Consider the following 16,661-nt stretch of genomic DNA (forward strand, 5'->3'; position numbering starts at 1 on the left):
TTATAAATAGCTCTTTATAAAGTTAAATCTGGCTTCTATATCTAGTTTAGGTACTTCAATGAGATTATAATTTAATTGCCCATAAAAGCGTTTAAGAATATCACCTAATACGACCGCTTCTTCATAACTTTCATAACGCTCTGCATCGCTCTCGTAGATCTCTTCCCATGGTGGGAGAAAAAACACCTGGTCATATCTGTGTTCATTGCATGCAGTCATATATTCATCTGGAATATCATCACCGGTAAACACATGATAAGAGGGCACGTCTGGAATCCCTCTATCATAAAAATTAATTCCATTTACCGCCTCATTAAACTGAATAATGCGGCCAGCAAGAAGTTGATTGCTGAAAGCAAATGGATCTGTTAAAAATAATTGCTCGATGCCTTCTTCTCGAGCCTTTGCGGTTACCTCTCTAGATATTTCATGATGTACCTTAAAACCCTTATGTTCTATAGATTTTAACACACTACTTTTTCCAGATCCAGGACCGCCTATTATTAAGATTCTTTTCAACTTTTCCATAAAGTACAAAATAACTAAATCTATACTTAGTAATCGAGTCTATCATGAATTATATTTGCAGGTATTATGATGGAAGGAAAAAAATCTGAAGAATTTTACGCAAAGTTAAAAGAGCAACTTGCTGATACTAGTACATGGCCGGCAAAGTACCTATATAAATTTATAGTTCCTTCTAAGGGGACACAAATCCAGGAGATAGAAGGTATTTTTAATAATATAGGTGCTGTGATTAAAACTAAGGAATCTAGTAAAGGTACTTATACTAGTGTTTCTATCATGGTAAAGTTAAAAGATCCTGATGCTGTTATAAAAAAATACAAAGAAGTAAGTACTGTAGAAGGTGTTATATCACTTTAAGTAGATTATTTATAACTTTTTATGTATTTTGCAACACTTCACAATAAGTAATACATTTTCAATTTGATATCATCACTAGAATATAATACAGAGCGTAACCAGCTCGTTATACCTGAATATGGAAGACATATTCAAAAACTTGTTGAGCACTGTAGAGCGCTAGAAACTAAGGAAGAACGTAACCGCATGGCAACTGCCATTATAGGTGTGATGGGAAATCTGAATCCGCATTTGAGAGATGTAGCAGATTTTCAACATAAACTATGGGATCAATTATTTGTGATTGCAAATTTTGACCTCGATGTAGAATCACCTTATCCTATACCAGATAAGGAAGTTCTTGCAGCTAGACCAGTAAGAATGTCCTACCCTCAAAAAAGACCTCGTTATAGGTTTTATGGTAATAACATACAGAGCATGATTAATATCGCTTTAGGATGGGAAAAAGGAGAGAAGCGAGAGGCATTAAGTTATATAATAGCAAATCATATGAAGAAATCTTTCCTTAATTGGAATAAAGATTCTGTAGATGATGCTGTCATTTTTAAACATTTGTTTGAGTTAAGTAATGGAGAGATTAACCTTGCTGCCAAAGAAGAAGACCTTTTAGAATCTAAATCTTTGATCTATCGCAATACGAGTTCTAACCGTGTAAGTAATAACAACCACCGTCATCATAAAAAAGGTGGTCGCAGTAGTAACAACAATAATAATAGAAGGAGAAGAAATTAAGAAATTAATTCTTTATCCTAAAATATACCACTCAAGGCTAAGGCTGTCTATTATGCATCTAGGCAGTCTTTTTTATTTACTTTATTCTCTAAATCTAAAATATTGAGGTATCACGATCTACTAATTTGTTATCATACATGTTTAGAGAGATACCATTTTGTACTGCTATTAATAGAATACATAATGTGACATAATATCTTAGTTGGGTGGTTTTCATAATAGAGTGGATGGTATGGAATTGTTTTATTGAATTCTGGTTATTGGTATTTTATATTCCTATTCCAGACTCTTAATTAAATATTATATATTTCAATTTCATTCAAAAAGCGATCTACATTCTTATGCTCTGCATGATACCAGTCTTGTTTTCTGAAATATTGATCCATCTTGCCATTTTTAATAAAGATATACCCATATCGAACATATATTTCATTTCGCATAATGGCTAGCTCACTTTTAGACATCTTTTTTAATTCATTGGGTTCTAATTTTCTGTAAGAAGATTTTGGATAGTTACCGTAATAGATGTTTTCAAAAACTAACCTTGTTTTAGTTCCTATTTCATATGCGCTGTCTTCTATCCAGCTGGTTCATGGGTTATCTATTTTTAAGGCTTTTTAGACCTCTCCAGACTCATTAGTAAAAGTCACAAACTTACCATGATACTGGTCGCTGGTAAAATTCCCTTTCTTGTCTATCTCAATATGAGTAAGGTTGATAAAATTACGCTTGCGAGATAATACCTTTTTTTCTTCCCAATAGGCATTATGCACCTGACCTATGATAACATCTCCACTGAAATATAAATGTAATTCAGATTCACTTTCACTTTCACCAAAATGATAAGAACCGGCATTATTTTAATACAAATTTTGGAATCCAATTTTGCAATTGAGTTTCTTTAATTTCTTAGCCGCCCCAGTATTGAGCACAAGCAAAGTTGGATATAAATAGTAATAGGAGTAAGGGTTTTATTTTTTTTAGTTCGTTAATTTTAATGAATGGCACTAGCTTTCAAGATTTATTTTCCGTAGCTCTTCTTATAAAATAATCCTTTCTTATTTTCTTAATACAGGGTAAATTATTTTTCCCATATTTAATCATTTTCCATAAGAATTCATCCCCAAAATCTATAAACACATCACTGTTTGAACTGAACCAAACATCTCTTGATTTAGACCAATCGTATAGGTGATGTCCAATATAAGATCTATCCACATCATTTTGTATTTCTTCAAAATTATATAGTCTAACCATACTGGCTTCTTCAGAAACCCAATCTGGATTTTCAGAATATTTCCAATACAATCTACCTTTATTATTTTTCTTCGAACTTGAAAATGCTATATCATTAAAAGCATGATCTTTGGGATTAGGTAGTTTACCCAGTATATGGAAGTTATTATAGAATTTCTTTCCATTTACAATCCAAACTATTTTTTTTATAAAAGCTTTCTCTAGATTTTAGTTCAGAATGGGACATTGGAGAATTTTGGAACTCTATTACTATACCAGATTTTGTTTTAACATCTGCTATATGTTTTTCTCCTGTTAGGCTATCAAATAGCACAATTTCTTGACATTCTTGTGGAAAATGAGATTTCCATTTACGATGCCATTCCGTTTCGTTTTCCCACCAATTATCACAATGTACAAGACTTTTATGCGCCCAATGATGAATAACTTTAATGCCGCATTTACTAACAGTAGGTTGTCTACAGCATAAACAAATTCCTTTTCCTCCTGGGAAAGGTTCAACTTTAAGATTGTTAACAAGAGAATATTTCATTTATAAATTAGATTAAAGTCAAACTAAGCATTTGCGAATAAAGTACATTTTTATTATCCATTAGGTTTGTGTGTTTCTATTTGTTAAATAACGAATTAACTACCAAATTTTTTCTTTAGACCCCATGTTTTTCCCGCATGTTGTACCTTTCCATTTACCCATATATAATGATGTTCAGCAAACCTTATACTAGTTCCTCTATAAGTGTCACATAGTTCACCAACATTAAAAGAGTTTAAAAAATGTCTTAAGGCTTTTAATGATTTCTCATCTGAATATGTTTGGTCTATTTCAAATGATGGACATGATAAAATAGGTATGAATCCGTAATTTTTAAATTCAGTGTAGCTATAGTCTACACATTGTCGCATAAAACTAAACTGATTATTCAATCTATCTATGTTAGTAGGAGACTTGAACTCCACGCCAAATGCTATATCTTTATTTTTCCAATCTGTAGTATCTTTAGGTTTTATGATTGCATCTATACGTAGTTTTTTATGTGTTAAATGAATGCCAGTGACTTCTTCCTCTATGTGAAAATGTTGATCAAGCTTTTTTAGCCAACTAGATTTAAATTCTTGTTCTGTTTGAGTTTTAAATTTCAAATGATTTTCAGGTCTTCCCAATACTATGATTTTAAATGTTTGATTAATAAGTCCTAAAACTAGACAAATCTCCCCTCAACTAAAAGCCGAGTTTTCAACAATCTAAGTTAAAATTAATCACCTTAAACTCTTTTAAAAAACAAATCCCTACTGGCTAGCGCCAGTAGGGATTTGTAATTACAATCTTTTTAAGATTTAGTATAACCCTTCATTCTTGTTAGAGAAGTAATTAAAATCATGATTGTTCTCAATCTTCAATAAAGATTCATAAATCATCTTAATGACATTTTCAACATCATCTCTATGTACCATTTCTACCGTAGTATGCATGTAACGTAAAGGTAATGAGATAAGCGCACTAGGTACACCACCGTTAGAATAAGCAAAGGCATCTGTATCAGTTCCAGTAGAACGTGATGTTGCACGTCGCTGGTAAGGAATATCCTTAGCATCTGCCGCGTCCATAATTAGGTTGCGCAGGTTATTCTGTATAGCAGGAGCATAGGCCAGGACAGGTCCTTTTCCTATGGCAGCATCACCATTTGATTTTTTATCAATCATAGGTGTTGTAGTATCGTGAGTCACGTCAGTCACTATCGCAACATTAGGTTTTATGGTATGAGTAATCATCTCTGCACCACGCAATCCTATCTCTTCTTGCACAGAATTTGTAACATATAGACCGAAATCTAATTCTTGCTTGTTTTCCTTTAATAAACGAGCCACCTCGGCTATCATAAACCCACCCATACGGTTATCTAGCGCACGACATACAAATTTATTTTTGTTCAACACAAAAAACTCATCTGGATACGTAATAACACAACCTACATCTACACCTAGTTCTAGCACCTCTTCCTTAGTCTCACAACCAGTATCAATAAAGATGTTATCAGGTTTAGGCGGTTGCTCTTTTGCACGAGAACGTGTGTGTATGGCTGGCCAGCCGAATACTCCTGTCACAATTCCTTTCTTAGTATGAATATTTACCTTTTTAGATGGCGCTATTTGATGGTCAGACCCACCATTGCGTACCACATAAATAAGACCATCATCTGTAATGTAGTTTACATACCACGAGATCTCGTCAGCATGTCCTTCTATAACGACTTTAAATTTTGCATCAGGATTAATGACACCTACTGCAGTTCCATAATTATCAGTAATAAACTCATCTACATATGGTTTCAAGTAGTCCATCCACACTTTTTGACCGTTCCATTCATAACCAGTAGGAGAGGCCGTATTTAGGTATTTTTCAAGAAAGTCGAGAGATTTTTTATTTAAAATGCTTTTTTCAGCCATGTGATAAATTTTAGAACGTGAAGATAATAATCTATGCTCAAAAACACTTGTATATTATAGGGTTTATTATTTTTGGTATACTTTTAGTCAGTAAATGGATATGATGAATAAGTTTATCGTTTTTTTAATGGTTTTTTATGGTCTCGCTTTCGCGAAAGCGCAACAAACACCATCACCACAGCCCGTATCAAAGGACTCGATCATAAAATCTACTGCCCAATATTTTTATGTAGATGGAGATTCTATCAATGCGATAGAATTAAATAGTGTCCTGCTCTTACAAGATCTAAAATTTAAAAGCAGATACGAGCGCATTAAATACCTAATTCTTAAACGTAAAGTATTAAAAGTGTGGCCGTATGCAAAACTTGCTGCAGAGAGACTTACCATTCTGGACGAGCGATTATCATCTCTTAGGACTAAAAACCAAAAGAAGAAATATTCTAAAATGGTTGAAGAATATATAGAAGAAGAATTTACTGCCGAGCTTAAGAAACTCACAAAAACAGAAGGACAAATACTCATTAAACTCATTCACAGACAGACTGGTGACACCGCTTATGCACTTTTAAGAAGACTGCGTAGTGGCTGGAGCGCGTTCTGGTTTGATCAAACAGCGAGCCTTTTTAATATCTCTTTAAAAGAAGAATACAGTCCAGAGGCTGTTATAGAAGATTTTTACATAGAAGATATCTTATTAAACAGCATCACAGACGATAAGCTAGAAGATCAAGACGCGGCTATAGAATTAGACTACTTTAAGGCTCGTAAAAATTGGAAAAAATACGAGAATAACTTACCAGCATCTTATGATAGTGTACAACTGTCTGCTAGAGCGCAACGTATTAAAGAATACAGAGAGAAAAAAGCTCGCAAAGCAAAGCGCAATAGGAAATAAGAGCAAAGTCTCTCATAAAATGATATCGTTATTATGGCCTAATATTAAAAAATTAGTTTTTCTTTAATTAGAAATTTATACTTCTGTGAGATCTATCGTTTAATATTGGGTAACCATAAAAAGTAAATTAAATGAATCTAATCGCACAATTACAATCTCTAGCAGACGACAGTGCATCACGTCATCCAGGAGAATCACAAGAAATCATGTCTAACGGTATAAAAGAGCTCAAGGCGTCTCATATCGCCTCTAAATCTTTGAAGACAGGAGATAAAATACCAGCAATTCAATTACCTAATCAAAATAATGAACTGGTAGATGTTCAAGAGATTTTAAAAACCAACAAGGTAGTACTGTCTTTTTATCGAGGTGGATGGTGTCCCTATTGTAATCTAGAATTAAAAGCACTTCAACATTTCCTACCAGAGATAGAAGAAAAGGGAGCAAGGCTTATCGCAATAAGTCCTGAAACTCCAGATAATTCTATGACTACTCATGAGAAGAATGAGCTCACGTATGATATTCTTACCGATAAAAATAATGAACTAGCTAGGGTAATGAATCTGGTATTTAAATTACCAAAAGACCTACAAGGACTATATAAAAAATTCGGTATTGATCTAGAGCGTACGCAAGAAAATACGAGTCAGGAGCTACCTCTTGCAGCTACCTATGTAATAGGGAAAAATGGAATTATCGAGTATCATTTTATAGAAGAAGATTACAAGCTACGTGCTGACCCAAAAGAGATTCTAGATACTATATGATCTCATGTTATTCTTCACTATAAGCAATATCTATACTTAGTATTTAAAAATAAAAAAGCCTTTATCTTCAGAGAGATAAAGGCTTTTAAGTTAATGCTTAATTAAACTATTCTACAGTTTTTAAAGCATCTATATTTCCATAACCGAATTTTGAATTACGATTAGGATAAAACTCGCTAGATTGCTTCATTTTATTTAAAACCTGCTCTCTAGACCAGCTAGGGTTCTTACTCCATATAAGAGCAGCGATTCCTGCTGTTGTTGCTGTAGCAACAGAACTACCTCCTACATATTTACGTGTTCCATTATTAAAACCTAAGGTAGGTACCGTTCTAGACTCATCACTTGCACGCTGCATGATAATAGTAAAATCTATCTGGTCACCTTCATGACAGATGTTGCAACGGTTATAACCATTATCTTTTAATCCAGTAACAGCAACTGTCTCACTCATACTTGCAGGGAAAATAACACCGTACCAGCTAGTAAACGATGTAGATGTACCTCCTGCGGCTACTATCATTTTATTGCGAGAGTAGGCATATTTTACCGCATCTTCTATATTACCTACAGTCCATAAATACCCTATAGACATAGAGATGATTTTTACATCGCTACGGTCACCTAGAGCCTTAAGAGCGTTACTTACACCTTTACGTTCATGATAATCGTTAATAAGTACGTCTTCTGTACCACGATAGGCTACCATATTAGAATTATAAGCCACACCTACTGGCATTGCGTCATTATTACGTGGGCTTGCTATAGTAGAGGCCATAGTGGTTCCATGACCACAGAGGTCGTTAGGTCCGTCTGTATTATCGCTCCACCACCAGTTGGAATCAACAAAGGTTCCGAATTTTTCAATACTACGTCCAGAAGAATCGCCGTCATTAAAATCGCTACCTAATAAATTCTGGTTAGCACTTATTCCTGTATCAATAAGACCTACTGTAACTCCAGCACCTGTACTATAATTCCAGGCATCATCTATATTGTGTAGGTCATAATTCCATGGTTTCCATGCATTAGGTGTTACAACGGTGTAGTCATTGCTATTTATATCCTGACCACCTTGATCACAACCAGAACTGGATTTAAGTGCAATAGTATTAGGGTCTACATATAAACCATAACCTATAGGATCTATATAACGTACCTGGTTAGCAGCTTGTAATGCGACTACGGTTTCTAAGTTATTTATTTTAAGCTCTATAGAATTAAGTGTTTCATCGTCTGCAATAAGAAGATCTTCTGTTTTATTGATTCCTTCTGTGCTTGTTGCTATAGAGATAGCGTTTTGTTTAGCAGCGATTAAATCTGGTGTTTTTACTTGTGCAAAATGCTCTCCTGGCTGCCCGTAACCTAAACTAAGAATACCATCACCATGCATGATAGCACTATAAAGGATATTTGCAGGTGCATGTGTCCAGTCTACATCTCCAGTTTGTGACAGCTGGTCAGATATGTATTGATTCACCTCTTGAACGGTGAGCGTTTTATTATTTACTGAGGTGTTTGCATGAGAATCTACCTCTTCATTATTACAAGCTGTAAATATGAAAATGGATAGTACTAAAAAGGATAATTTTTTCATTTAAGAATTCATTTTAAGGTTGTTGCCAAATTATTGTTTTCTTAATGTAATTATTACGAAATATTCATTTTTTTTAAGCATGAAATGTTATTTAACAATAACAAATCATAACTCATATTTTTTAATCGGTTGTAAATCAATAGCTATAACTGTTTTTATATATGGAACATGAAAAAGTTATGAGTAAATAAAATAATTATTCATAAAGCATTTCATCGATAATACTAAATTTAATATGAGATATGCAGTCTATAACCATACTAAATACCTTAAATTAATTAACATATGTTAATTATTTTAGCGCTTTTATTATGAAAAAAATACTTTTTAGTATATAATTGTTTTGTTTTGATAATAGTCTATTAGCTTTGTCACTTTATTTAAATGCAAAAAATAATTTAAAATGGGAAGAAAGACATCTCAAAAAATACGTGAATTACATAGGTATCTAGGCTTTTTTTTAGCAGGCATAATGGCTGTTTATGCTATTAGTGGTATTGTATTAATATTTAGAGACACAGATGCGTTAAAGACCGAGATTAAAATTGAAAAAACGATTGAGACTGGTTTATCAAAAGATAAAATAGGACCTACCTTAGGTATTAAAAAACTTAAAGTAGATAGAGAAGAGGCTGGCGTTTATTACTTTAAAGGCGGTTCTTATAATAGTGCAACTGGAAAGGCTAGTTTTGTAAAAAAAGAGCTTCCTTATGTACTTGATAAAATGAGTCATTTTCACAAGGCAAAATCTGGAGAACCATTATTCTTTCTTAATATTTTCTTTGGAGTTTCTCTTTTATTTTTTGTTATTTCAGCCTTCTGGATGTTTATACCAGGTACTCAAATATTTAGAAAAGGAATCATATTTGCAGCTGCTGGGTTACTTCTCACGCTTGTTTTGTTGTTTATATAAAAGATGCCATTAATACTGAAACATTCGTCTTCGTATCAAAAATCCCGAAAGAAACTTGCAGAATGTTATCTAATTAGATAACCTTGTGTTGAATTTAATTGTTAGCAGAATTGAGCGAATTTTAATCGGAAAATCGAAATTTATAAAAATTACTTTTGGGATTTTTACAACAAACAAAATGTAAAAGTACAGGACAAAATAGACTGGACTGTAACTTTAATCCAAACAAATAAAATTGTTCCTGAGAAGTTTTTTAAGCATTTAACTAATAACGACGGACTTTGGGAAATTCGAGTTTCTGCCAACAATGGAATTTTTAGAATATTCTGCTTTTTTGACAAAGGAAACTTGGTTGTCTTATTAAGCGGATTTCAAAAGAAAACGCAAAAGACACCGAACTCGGAAATTAAACGAGCTGAAAAACTTAAAAAAGAGTATTATGAAAACAAAAAATAACGTTACGAATTGGGACGACCATTTAAACGCCAAATACGGAAAAAAGGGAACTGACACGAGAGAAAAGTTCCAAGAAGAATTTGAGGCGTTTAGAATTGGTGTTTTAATACAAGAGGCTAGAAAAAGTAAGAACTTAACTCAACAACAACTTGCCGACAAAGTTGGAACGACTAAAAGTTATATTTCTCGAATTGAAAATAACGCAAGTGATATTAGACTTTCAACTCTGATGCGAATTATCCGAGAAGGATTGGGCGGAAGTTTGAAATTATCATTGAACGTCTAATTAGTGCGGAAAGTACTAATGGCAACAACGTATATAGCTCATAGCTAGTTAGTTGCTTAATCAAAGTTAAGGCATATTTGGAAAGTCGCCAAATTTTTAGATTTGACGACTTTCCAATAAAATGATAAATAGTAAAATTTAAAAATCTGGCTTGTGCTTCATCCGAAAATAATTTTCTATTTTGCACGCTACGAGCCATATACAAGACCGGTATAGCAATAGATTCATTTACTTTAAAAAACAACTGGTATCCTTTTATCTAATTAAAAAGCCAGGTCGTGAGACCTGGCTTTTTAATTAGATAAAGATTTATTTTTGTGGTAAAGAAATAATAATTGTGGTTTAAAATTTATGTAAATGGTATTACTGTTTTTAATAAACCATAAGTAATAAAGAAAAGTACACTTATAATTCTTGGGTACTCTATCTTATTGAAAGAATAAAATGTGTTTTAATGTCCTATTTTTTTTAATTGTATGATTCCCATACTATTCAATAATCTAATAATAAGATAAGTTACATCGATTTCATACCATTTCACACCAAAGTTTGCTCTATTTGCATATTTATGGTGATTATTATGATAGCCTTCACCCATCATTAAAAAATCAAATCTGAAAAGATTCTTACTTGTATTCTTCATTTTAAAGTTGACATACCCATATATATGACCGAACCAGTTTATAATTACCCCATGTATAGGAGCCATCATAAAAGTGACAGGTAATAATAACCACTGCCACCATGCAGTTGCAAAGTAAACAAAGAATAAAATATACAGCGTGATCCACAACAATCTAGAAAAACGAGAACTTGCAAAAGAGTCAAAGGATTTCCATTGCGGTACGTTCTTAGTGAAACGAGCCTCTACCGGTACACGATTTTTATTTATATCTTGATACGTAGTCTTTGTCTTCCACATCATTGCAAACATATTATCATCATAAGATGGAGAATGTGGATCTTTTTCTGTATCTGTAAAAGCATGATGCATTCTGTGCATAATACCATACCCATAGGCACTTAAATAACTAGAACCCTGAAAAACCCAGGTAAGTATAAAAGTAATGCGCTCCATAGTCTTAGACATTGTAAAAACTTGATGTGCGGCATATCTATGTAAAAAGAAGGATTGAAAGAAAAGTCCACCGTACCATAGTACCAGTACAAGAAGTATAACTGCCATAATCTAATTTTTTACAAAGATAAAAGCTGTCGTGGTCATAAACTATGAACCTGGATCAAGAAATTCGTTTTCTAATGCGACTCAAGGCTTGTGCAGTAATACCTATATAAGAGCTTATATATTTGAGAGGCATAATTCTAAGTAGCTCAGGTCTTTCTTTAAATAACTTGATGTAACGTTCTTCTGCTGTGAGATTTAGTAAATTTTGTTCTCTACTAGATTTAAGTAAAAAAAGACGCTCTGCTGTGAGTCTACCTATTAAATTTCCTATCTGGGTGTTCTTATAAACCTCTTGTAAATCGTCGTAGGTGATACTTAAAAGACTCGTTTCTGTAAGAGCTTGTAATTGATAAGAAGAGGGCTGTCTGGTAAGGAAAGAGTCATAAGCACTCACAAATTGATTCTTAAAACTAAAGCCAAAAGTGATTTCTTTTTCTGTATTATCCTTTGGTATAAAAAGACGTACTACACCAGATTGAATAAAAGATATATGATTTTCTATTTCATTTAATTTTAAAAAAACAGTCTTTTTAGGTATTAATCGATGCGTCAATTTTGAGATGAAAAATTCCCAATCCTCATCTGTGATTTGAGCAATACTCTCGAGATGTTGTCTTATTTGTTGCATTAAGAATAGTAAGTCTTATTCTATATCAAAGATAAGCCCATTTCATTAAAACACCTTTAGACCGCTGGTAATTTAAGCTCATTTTATGAAGGGTAATTTTTATCTATGAAAAGGTAAGTAAGTAATTTTATGTTTAATGATATGTTTCCGCTTTCGCGAAAGCGAATACCACAATAATCCTCTCATAAATTTATATATTTTATAAGCTTTTTTAATTTTCTTTAATCCATTTTTACACGTCCCAAATAACGGCGATAAATAATAGAAACGTATATGTCTGACCTAATTAAGAACATTTCACCACTAGGTTTTCCATGGAAAACGAAAGATCCATTTTTATTTTGTGCTCATCACAGAGATTATTATCCGGCAGGTAATAGTCAACTAGGTGTGCATCAAATAGAAAAAGCTGGTAGAAATATAGGGCAAGATTTTACAATTAAAGACGGTTATAGAATGTACCATGGTAGTAAAGTGCCCGGTTTTCCATACCATCCACATCGCGGTTTTGAAACCATAACTATTAATAAAGAAGGTGTTGTAGATCATTGTGACTCATTAGGTGGTGCAGGTCGTTTTGGCGCAGGAGACGTACAATGGATGACTGCTGGAAAAGGGATTTTACATAGTGAGATGTTTCCTTTATTAAATCAGGACAAAGAAAATACGTTAGAAATATTTCAAATATGGCTCAATTTACCTCAAGTAAGTAAAATGGTGCCGCCACATTTTAAAATGCTGTGGAAAGAGAATATTCCATTTATTAACTATAGAGATAGTCAGGATAAAATCACAACGGTAGATCTTATCGCTGGAGAGATCCATCAATTGCGTGCGCTAGATCCTACACCAGATTCCTGGGCAGCGCATGAAGATAATGAGGTGCTTATAGCAACTATAAAGATGGAAGCCGGTGCGACTTATACACTGCCCAAAGCAAAGTCAAGTACGACTACCAGGACTTTATATTATTATCGTGGGACAGCTATTAATATCGCTGGCACTGCGGTGTATGAAAATCACTCTATAGAAGTAAATGCAGCTGTAGATGTAGAGATCACAAACAGCACATCAGACTCTTATATACTTGTTTTACAGGGCAAACCTATTAATGAACCGGTGGCGCAGCACGGACCATTTGTCATGAATACACAACAAGAAATAAGAGAAGCCTTTGCAGATTATCAAGAGACACAATTCGGTGGCTGGCCGTGGCCACAACAAGAGCAAGTACATGATAAAGAAAAAGGTAGATTTGCGCTACATAGTGATGGACGAGAAGAGAGTTTTGATTCATAAACCCTTAACACAATTAAGAATCTCGCAGTTTCTTATTTAACGTCATAAAGTAACGCTAGCCTTGCAACTAGCGCAGGAGATGGTTTTACCTTTTTTTAAATCTCTCTCGTAAAAGGTAATGGCTGCACCACAATCTGGACATGGAATGACAGACGTTCTTTCCTTTTTAGTTTTGGTAAACTTCTTGAATAGATCTAACTTCTCTTGATCTAAATCTGTTTTTTCTTCTATGCCTAACTTTACATCGCAATTAGAACATGCAAAAGAGGTGCCTTTTAAAAATTCTTCTGTGTTTACAAGTATAGGCGTAGCACAAGAAGGACATGGTATGTTATTGATCATGTTTTAATAGATTAAGAAGTCTGAATTAAGGATGCAAATTTACTGAAGTTCTCGGTGTTTCCTTAGAAATAATGGTGATGGTGAACGTATACGCAAAAGCGGAACTTGTGCCACAAGATATATACCTGCTCATTTACAATTATCACATGTACCTATTGCTAAGAATACAAAATCAAAAACACGCCTATCATGATGCCCGCTAGAGGAATCAGTTTTTTGCGTTTGTTCTTTTCTTTAAATAAAATACCTCCTAAAACAACAGCTATGATTATCTGACTGCGTTTTATGGCACTTAATAACATGATCAAAGCCTCTGGATCTTGAAGTGCTTTAAAGTAGAAGTAGTCTGCTGTCTGTAATAGGATTCCTACTGCAGGAATGGTCCAGCGTAATTTGAAAGCTTTTCTTTTACTAGCATATGGAAACCACGTTATGGATAATATAACCAGCAATATTAATATGGTATAAAAACAAAACCAGAATTGCAACGTTTGCGGATTAAGTAAAAGCTCCTGAATCAAGAATTTATCATATAAACCACTAGATGCGCCTAGAAAAGTAGCGCCTATTATGGCAAATATCCATTTATTACTTTTAAAATGTATGCCTTCTTTTTTACCTATTTGTGAATACATAATCACCGATAGAATAATCATGAAAAAGCCCAGCCACTGCCAGTTGTTAGGTGCTTCTTTATAAATAAAAATAGCACCTATAAATGTAAAAAAAGGCCCTGCAGAGCGTATAGGTGTGACTATAGTAAGTGGTAGGTGTTTTAATGCCTGGTAAGCAAGTATCCAGGAAGATGCCATAATCATAGATTTTATAAGTATAAAACCGTGCGTGCTCCATGGAATGGGCTCTATAAAAAAACCTAATTCTCTCGTACCATCTGGATAAAAAATAGAGCCTATATAAAAAGGTACTATAAACAGAAATCCAGCAGTTATAGTCCCTAATAATACAGGGAACACCTCATTGCCTTGTACGGCATGTTTCTTACATAAGTTATGTAAGCCTAAAAATAAAGCGGCCAGAAGACCTAAATACATCCACATGCCGCGAAGATAGTTTTTTGATACCGTTGACCAAATTTAAGATGCATAAAGCGACCTGTATTTCTTAGCACAAGTTTAACAGCCTAATAGCTCATTATGTGACAAATAACTTGGTCTTTTGTATTCTTAAATAAATCAAATACACAATAGCAATGAAAAAAGTTTTAATCCTACTACTAGTCATCAGTATTCTTACTAGTTGTAAAGAAAAAAAAGAGCCTAAAGAAAGTGTTGAAGTACCTACCGCTACAGAGATGCCACAAGCTCAACCAGAAATCAACGCCTTTACTAACAGTATAGAATTAGCACATAAGAAAGAAGCTTTTCTATCTAATGATGCGGTAGCTTATGATTTTACGGTTTCCTTTGGTGGTAATACGTTATTAGATGGTAAAATTACTCAAAAGACAGATGGTTCTATGGTACGCATAGATAATAAAGACGGTAGTGTCATTGTTTTTGATGGAGATAAAGTATATGCAAATAACGTAGATGTAGCTGCAAACCCTATGACTAGATTTCACATTTTTACATGGTCTTATTTTTTTGCAATGCCTTATAAATTAAATGATCCAGGTACACAGTGGTCTAGTGAAGAAATGCTTACTTATGGAGATACAAAATATCCTACCTCAAGATTATCTTTTGAGAATGGAGTAGGAGACACGTCAGAAGACTGGTATGTGGTTTATAAAGATCCTAAAACAAATGTCCTTGATGGTGTTGCATACATCGTTAGCTTCGGTAAAAGTGTGGAAGCTGCAGAAGAAGAGCCGCATTTTGCAAAATATGAAGATCTTACTGTTGTTGATGGTGTGCCGTTTGCGACTAAATGGTCTTTCCATAACTGGAATAAAGAAGATGGTTATACTGATCAAATAGGTGAAGCTTCTATAACAAATATTAAGTTTACAGAAACTCCAGCTACGTTTTATGCACAACCAGAAAATGGTGTGGTAGCACCTATGCCTGGAAAGTAGTTTTATAAACTACATTTAATAAAAAACGAGAATCTAGTGATAGGTTCTCGTTTTTTTCTTCCTTTTGTAAAATGAATATTGTCAATTCATCGTTATGAAAATAAATAGAATAATGTGGGAAATATTTTTTATCCTACCTTAAAGAGGATAAGTGCATTTTGATATTTTTAAACTAGTTTTTTGTAAAATGAGGGAAACCGTAAAATGTTCTACAAAGAATAAAATATTTTTGCCTTTTGTTAAAAAAAATTATCCTTTAATTAATCTATTAAATACATGACTTGGTTTCAAAATCTTAATCTTTTCAAGAAACTAGCCCTTCTTATCTTACTTATTTTATCGATAGGAATATTGTGTGGGTATGCAGCTCCTTTTTATGTAGGGACTCTTATCTATGGTAAATTAAAACTTATTTCTATAATTATACTTTATGTTACCGTATTCTGGTCACTAGTTAACACAGGCTTGTTAATGAATAGATATAAACGTAAATTATCAAAGCAATCGTTATGGATATTTATTAGTATTCTTCCTTTCTTATATATTTCATTTTTAATATTTACAGGAAATCTATGAGCACAGCTCTTTTTCAGTAAAAAAAGTTTTTTTTTAAAAGTAATTAAGGCCTTTAATCATCTTGCAGCATCGTCTCTTTCTAGATTATTATGACGGTCACCGCCCTGACTGTGCAATTTGTTCTCCTCATCATTTAAGACTGGTATGTCATTACCTTTTTGTGCAGCAGTTCTACCAGGTATGTCCAGATCGTCACCTGTAAAATCTACTTTTTCCTTTCTATCGATAAGTTGCTGGTCTGCATTATTATCGCTGTGCAAGTTTGCATTATCATGATTTAATAGATCTTTATCTTGTTTTGTTATTTCTGGATTATAGGTTAATTCTTTTGTTGTGTTTGCGATTTTGTTTTTCAT

At 33.4% G+C, this 16,661-nt stretch carries 23 protein-coding genes; 10 read left to right on the top strand and 13 right to left on the bottom strand.

Going from position 1 to position 16,661, the window contains the following annotated elements; translation table 11 throughout:
* Positions 1–528 carry an ATP-binding protein gene (locus tag Q0838_RS07875; protein WP_298953181.1) on the bottom strand — a complete coding sequence of 176 codons (528 nt, stop codon included), beginning with the start codon at positions 526–528 and terminating at the stop codon, positions 1–3.
* A 69-nt stretch (positions 529–597) separates the two neighbouring features.
* On the opposite strand from Q0838_RS07875, the gene Q0838_RS07880 reads away from it, so the two are divergent.
* Entirely contained in the window at positions 598–885 is a 288-nt protein-coding gene (locus Q0838_RS07880; protein ID WP_298953352.1) for a DUF493 family protein, read from the top strand.
* 63 nt (positions 886–948) lie between these two features.
* Positions 949–1,617 (top strand): DUF4290 domain-containing protein, encoded by a 669-nt coding sequence (locus Q0838_RS07885; RefSeq protein ID WP_298953183.1) that lies wholly within the window; start codon positions 949–951, stop codon positions 1,615–1,617.
* Positions 1,618–1,910: 293 nt separating this feature from the next.
* On the opposite strand, the gene Q0838_RS07890 is transcribed toward Q0838_RS07885, so the two are convergent.
* From Q0838_RS07890 to Q0838_RS07915, 6 genes are all read right to left on the bottom strand, one after another.
* Positions 1,911–2,198 (bottom strand): YARHG domain-containing protein, encoded by a 288-nt coding sequence (locus tag Q0838_RS07890; RefSeq protein WP_366942032.1) that lies wholly within the window; start codon positions 2,196–2,198, stop codon positions 1,911–1,913.
* 36 nt (positions 2,199–2,234) lie between these two features.
* Complete coding sequence (locus Q0838_RS07895; RefSeq protein WP_298953185.1) at positions 2,235–2,390, bottom strand: hypothetical protein; 156 nt, start codon at positions 2,388–2,390, stop codon at positions 2,235–2,237.
* 241 nt (positions 2,391–2,631) lie between these two features.
* Positions 2,632–2,925 (bottom strand): hypothetical protein, encoded by a 294-nt coding sequence (locus tag Q0838_RS07900; protein WP_298953187.1) that lies wholly within the window; start codon positions 2,923–2,925, stop codon positions 2,632–2,634.
* A 94-nt stretch (positions 2,926–3,019) separates the two neighbouring features.
* Entirely contained in the window at positions 3,020–3,406 is a 387-nt protein-coding gene (locus Q0838_RS07905) for a competence protein CoiA family protein (protein WP_298953190.1), read from the bottom strand.
* Between the two features lie 95 nt (positions 3,407–3,501).
* Positions 3,502–4,035, bottom strand: coding sequence for a hypothetical protein (locus Q0838_RS07910; RefSeq protein WP_298953193.1), 534 nt, complete (start codon positions 4,033–4,035; stop codon positions 3,502–3,504).
* 174 nt (positions 4,036–4,209) lie between these two features.
* Positions 4,210–5,319, bottom strand: coding sequence for a M42 family metallopeptidase (locus Q0838_RS07915; protein ID WP_298953196.1), 1,110 nt, complete (start codon positions 5,317–5,319; stop codon positions 4,210–4,212).
* A gap of 103 nt (positions 5,320–5,422) precedes the next feature.
* On the opposite strand from Q0838_RS07915, the gene Q0838_RS07920 reads away from it, so the two are divergent.
* The gene (locus tag Q0838_RS07920; protein ID WP_298953199.1) at positions 5,423–6,217 is read left to right on the top strand and encodes a DUF4294 domain-containing protein; all 795 of its coding nucleotides are present in this window, start codon (positions 5,423–5,425) and stop codon (positions 6,215–6,217) included.
* A gap of 131 nt (positions 6,218–6,348) precedes the next feature.
* The gene (locus tag Q0838_RS07925) at positions 6,349–6,984 is read left to right on the top strand and encodes a peroxiredoxin-like family protein (protein ID WP_298953202.1); all 636 of its coding nucleotides are present in this window, start codon (positions 6,349–6,351) and stop codon (positions 6,982–6,984) included.
* A 106-nt stretch (positions 6,985–7,090) separates the two neighbouring features.
* On the opposite strand, the gene Q0838_RS07930 is transcribed toward Q0838_RS07925, so the two are convergent.
* The gene (locus tag Q0838_RS07930) at positions 7,091–8,581 is read right to left on the bottom strand and encodes a S8 family serine peptidase (protein WP_298953204.1); all 1,491 of its coding nucleotides are present in this window, start codon (positions 8,579–8,581) and stop codon (positions 7,091–7,093) included.
* Between the two features lie 403 nt (positions 8,582–8,984).
* On the opposite strand from Q0838_RS07930, the gene Q0838_RS07935 reads away from it, so the two are divergent.
* The 3 genes from Q0838_RS07935 (at position 8,985) to Q0838_RS07945 (ending at position 10,236) form a co-directional block, all read left to right on the top strand.
* Positions 8,985–9,494 carry a hypothetical protein gene (locus Q0838_RS07935; protein ID WP_298953207.1) on the top strand — a complete coding sequence of 170 codons (510 nt, stop codon included), beginning with the start codon at positions 8,985–8,987 and terminating at the stop codon, positions 9,492–9,494.
* Between the two features lie 138 nt (positions 9,495–9,632).
* Entirely contained in the window at positions 9,633–9,950 is a 318-nt protein-coding gene (locus Q0838_RS07940; RefSeq protein WP_366942033.1) for a type II toxin-antitoxin system RelE/ParE family toxin, read from the top strand.
* Entirely contained in the window at positions 9,934–10,236 is a 303-nt protein-coding gene (locus tag Q0838_RS07945) for a helix-turn-helix transcriptional regulator (RefSeq protein WP_298953210.1), read from the top strand. The genes Q0838_RS07940 and Q0838_RS07945 overlap by 17 nt, the downstream gene beginning before the upstream one ends.
* 451 nt (positions 10,237–10,687) lie before the next feature.
* On the opposite strand, the gene Q0838_RS07950 is transcribed toward Q0838_RS07945, so the two are convergent.
* Together Q0838_RS07950 and Q0838_RS07955 are read right to left on the bottom strand one after the other, a co-directional pair.
* Positions 10,688–11,422, bottom strand: a complete 735-nt coding sequence (locus Q0838_RS07950) for an acyl-CoA desaturase (protein WP_298953212.1) — start codon at positions 11,420–11,422, stop codon at positions 10,688–10,690.
* 55 nt (positions 11,423–11,477) lie between these two features.
* Positions 11,478–12,050, bottom strand: coding sequence for a Crp/Fnr family transcriptional regulator (locus Q0838_RS07955; protein WP_298953215.1), 573 nt, complete (start codon positions 12,048–12,050; stop codon positions 11,478–11,480).
* 273 nt (positions 12,051–12,323) lie between these two features.
* On the opposite strand from Q0838_RS07955, the gene Q0838_RS07960 reads away from it, so the two are divergent.
* Positions 12,324–13,349, top strand: a complete 1,026-nt coding sequence (locus tag Q0838_RS07960; RefSeq protein WP_298953218.1) for a pirin family protein — start codon at positions 12,324–12,326, stop codon at positions 13,347–13,349.
* 42 nt (positions 13,350–13,391) lie between these two features.
* Here Q0838_RS07960 and Q0838_RS07965 read toward each other — a convergent pair whose 3' ends face one another.
* Together Q0838_RS07965 and Q0838_RS07970 are read right to left on the bottom strand one after the other, a co-directional pair.
* A complete protein-coding gene (locus tag Q0838_RS07965) occupies positions 13,392–13,691 on the bottom strand; it encodes a hypothetical protein (protein ID WP_298953220.1) in 300 nt (99 codons plus the stop codon).
* A 158-nt stretch (positions 13,692–13,849) separates the two neighbouring features.
* Entirely contained in the window at positions 13,850–14,749 is a 900-nt protein-coding gene (locus Q0838_RS07970) for a DMT family transporter (protein WP_298953222.1), read from the bottom strand.
* A 152-nt stretch (positions 14,750–14,901) separates the two neighbouring features.
* Here Q0838_RS07970 and Q0838_RS07975 point away from each other — a divergent pair, with 152 nt between their 5' ends.
* Positions 14,902–15,729 (top strand): DUF6503 family protein, encoded by an 828-nt coding sequence (locus Q0838_RS07975; RefSeq protein WP_298953225.1) that lies wholly within the window; start codon positions 14,902–14,904, stop codon positions 15,727–15,729.
* 276 nt (positions 15,730–16,005) lie between these two features.
* On the top strand, positions 16,006–16,305 hold the full coding sequence (locus Q0838_RS07980; protein ID WP_298953228.1) for a hypothetical protein: 300 nt from the start codon (positions 16,006–16,008) through the stop codon (positions 16,303–16,305).
* Between the two features lie 56 nt (positions 16,306–16,361).
* Here the strand turns inward: Q0838_RS07980 and Q0838_RS07985 are convergent, their stop codons facing one another.
* Positions 16,362–16,661 (bottom strand): hypothetical protein, encoded by a 300-nt coding sequence (locus tag Q0838_RS07985; protein ID WP_298953230.1) that lies wholly within the window; start codon positions 16,659–16,661, stop codon positions 16,362–16,364.

The sequence above is a fragment of the uncultured Nonlabens sp. genome (genome assembly GCF_947495285.1).
GTDB lineage: Bacteria > Bacteroidota > Bacteroidia > Flavobacteriales > Flavobacteriaceae > Nonlabens.

What these genes read in the sequence shown, in the direction of transcription:
- Q0838_RS07875 (WP_298953181.1), bottom strand. Translation starts at nt 528, where the DNA reads ATGGAAAAGTTGAAAAGAATCTTAATAATAGGCGGTCCTGGATCTGGA.
- Q0838_RS07880 (WP_298953352.1), top strand. Translation starts at nt 598, where the DNA reads ATGGAAGGAAAAAAATCTGAAGAATTTTACGCAAAGTTAAAAGAGCAA.
- Q0838_RS07905 (WP_298953190.1), bottom strand. Translation starts at nt 3,406, where the DNA reads ATGAAATATTCTCTTGTTAACAATCTTAAAGTTGAACCTTTCCCAGGA.
- Q0838_RS07915 (WP_298953196.1), bottom strand. Translation starts at nt 5,319, where the DNA reads ATGGCTGAAAAAAGCATTTTAAATAAAAAATCTCTCGACTTTCTTGAA.
- Q0838_RS07920 (WP_298953199.1), top strand. Translation starts at nt 5,423, where the DNA reads ATGAATAAGTTTATCGTTTTTTTAATGGTTTTTTATGGTCTCGCTTTC.
- Q0838_RS07925 (WP_298953202.1), top strand. Translation starts at nt 6,349, where the DNA reads ATGAATCTAATCGCACAATTACAATCTCTAGCAGACGACAGTGCATCA.
- Q0838_RS07930 (WP_298953204.1), bottom strand. Translation starts at nt 8,581, where the DNA reads ATGAAAAAATTATCCTTTTTAGTACTATCCATTTTCATATTTACAGCT.
- Q0838_RS07935 (WP_298953207.1), top strand. Translation starts at nt 8,985, where the DNA reads ATGGGAAGAAAGACATCTCAAAAAATACGTGAATTACATAGGTATCTA.
- Q0838_RS07945 (WP_298953210.1), top strand. Translation starts at nt 9,934, where the DNA reads ATGAAAACAAAAAATAACGTTACGAATTGGGACGACCATTTAAACGCC.
- Q0838_RS07950 (WP_298953212.1), bottom strand. Translation starts at nt 11,422, where the DNA reads ATGGCAGTTATACTTCTTGTACTGGTACTATGGTACGGTGGACTTTTC.
- Q0838_RS07955 (WP_298953215.1), bottom strand. Translation starts at nt 12,050, where the DNA reads ATGCAACAAATAAGACAACATCTCGAGAGTATTGCTCAAATCACAGAT.
- Q0838_RS07960 (WP_298953218.1), top strand. Translation starts at nt 12,324, where the DNA reads ATGTCTGACCTAATTAAGAACATTTCACCACTAGGTTTTCCATGGAAA.
- Q0838_RS07965 (WP_298953220.1), bottom strand. Translation starts at nt 13,691, where the DNA reads ATGATCAATAACATACCATGTCCTTCTTGTGCTACGCCTATACTTGTA.
- Q0838_RS07970 (WP_298953222.1), bottom strand. Translation starts at nt 14,749, where the DNA reads ATGTGGATGTATTTAGGTCTTCTGGCCGCTTTATTTTTAGGCTTACAT.
- Q0838_RS07975 (WP_298953225.1), top strand. Translation starts at nt 14,902, where the DNA reads ATGAAAAAAGTTTTAATCCTACTACTAGTCATCAGTATTCTTACTAGT.
- Q0838_RS07980 (WP_298953228.1), top strand. Translation starts at nt 16,006, where the DNA reads ATGACTTGGTTTCAAAATCTTAATCTTTTCAAGAAACTAGCCCTTCTT.
- Q0838_RS07985 (WP_298953230.1), bottom strand. Translation starts at nt 16,661, where the DNA reads ATGAAAAACAAAATCGCAAACACAACAAAAGAATTAACCTATAATCCA.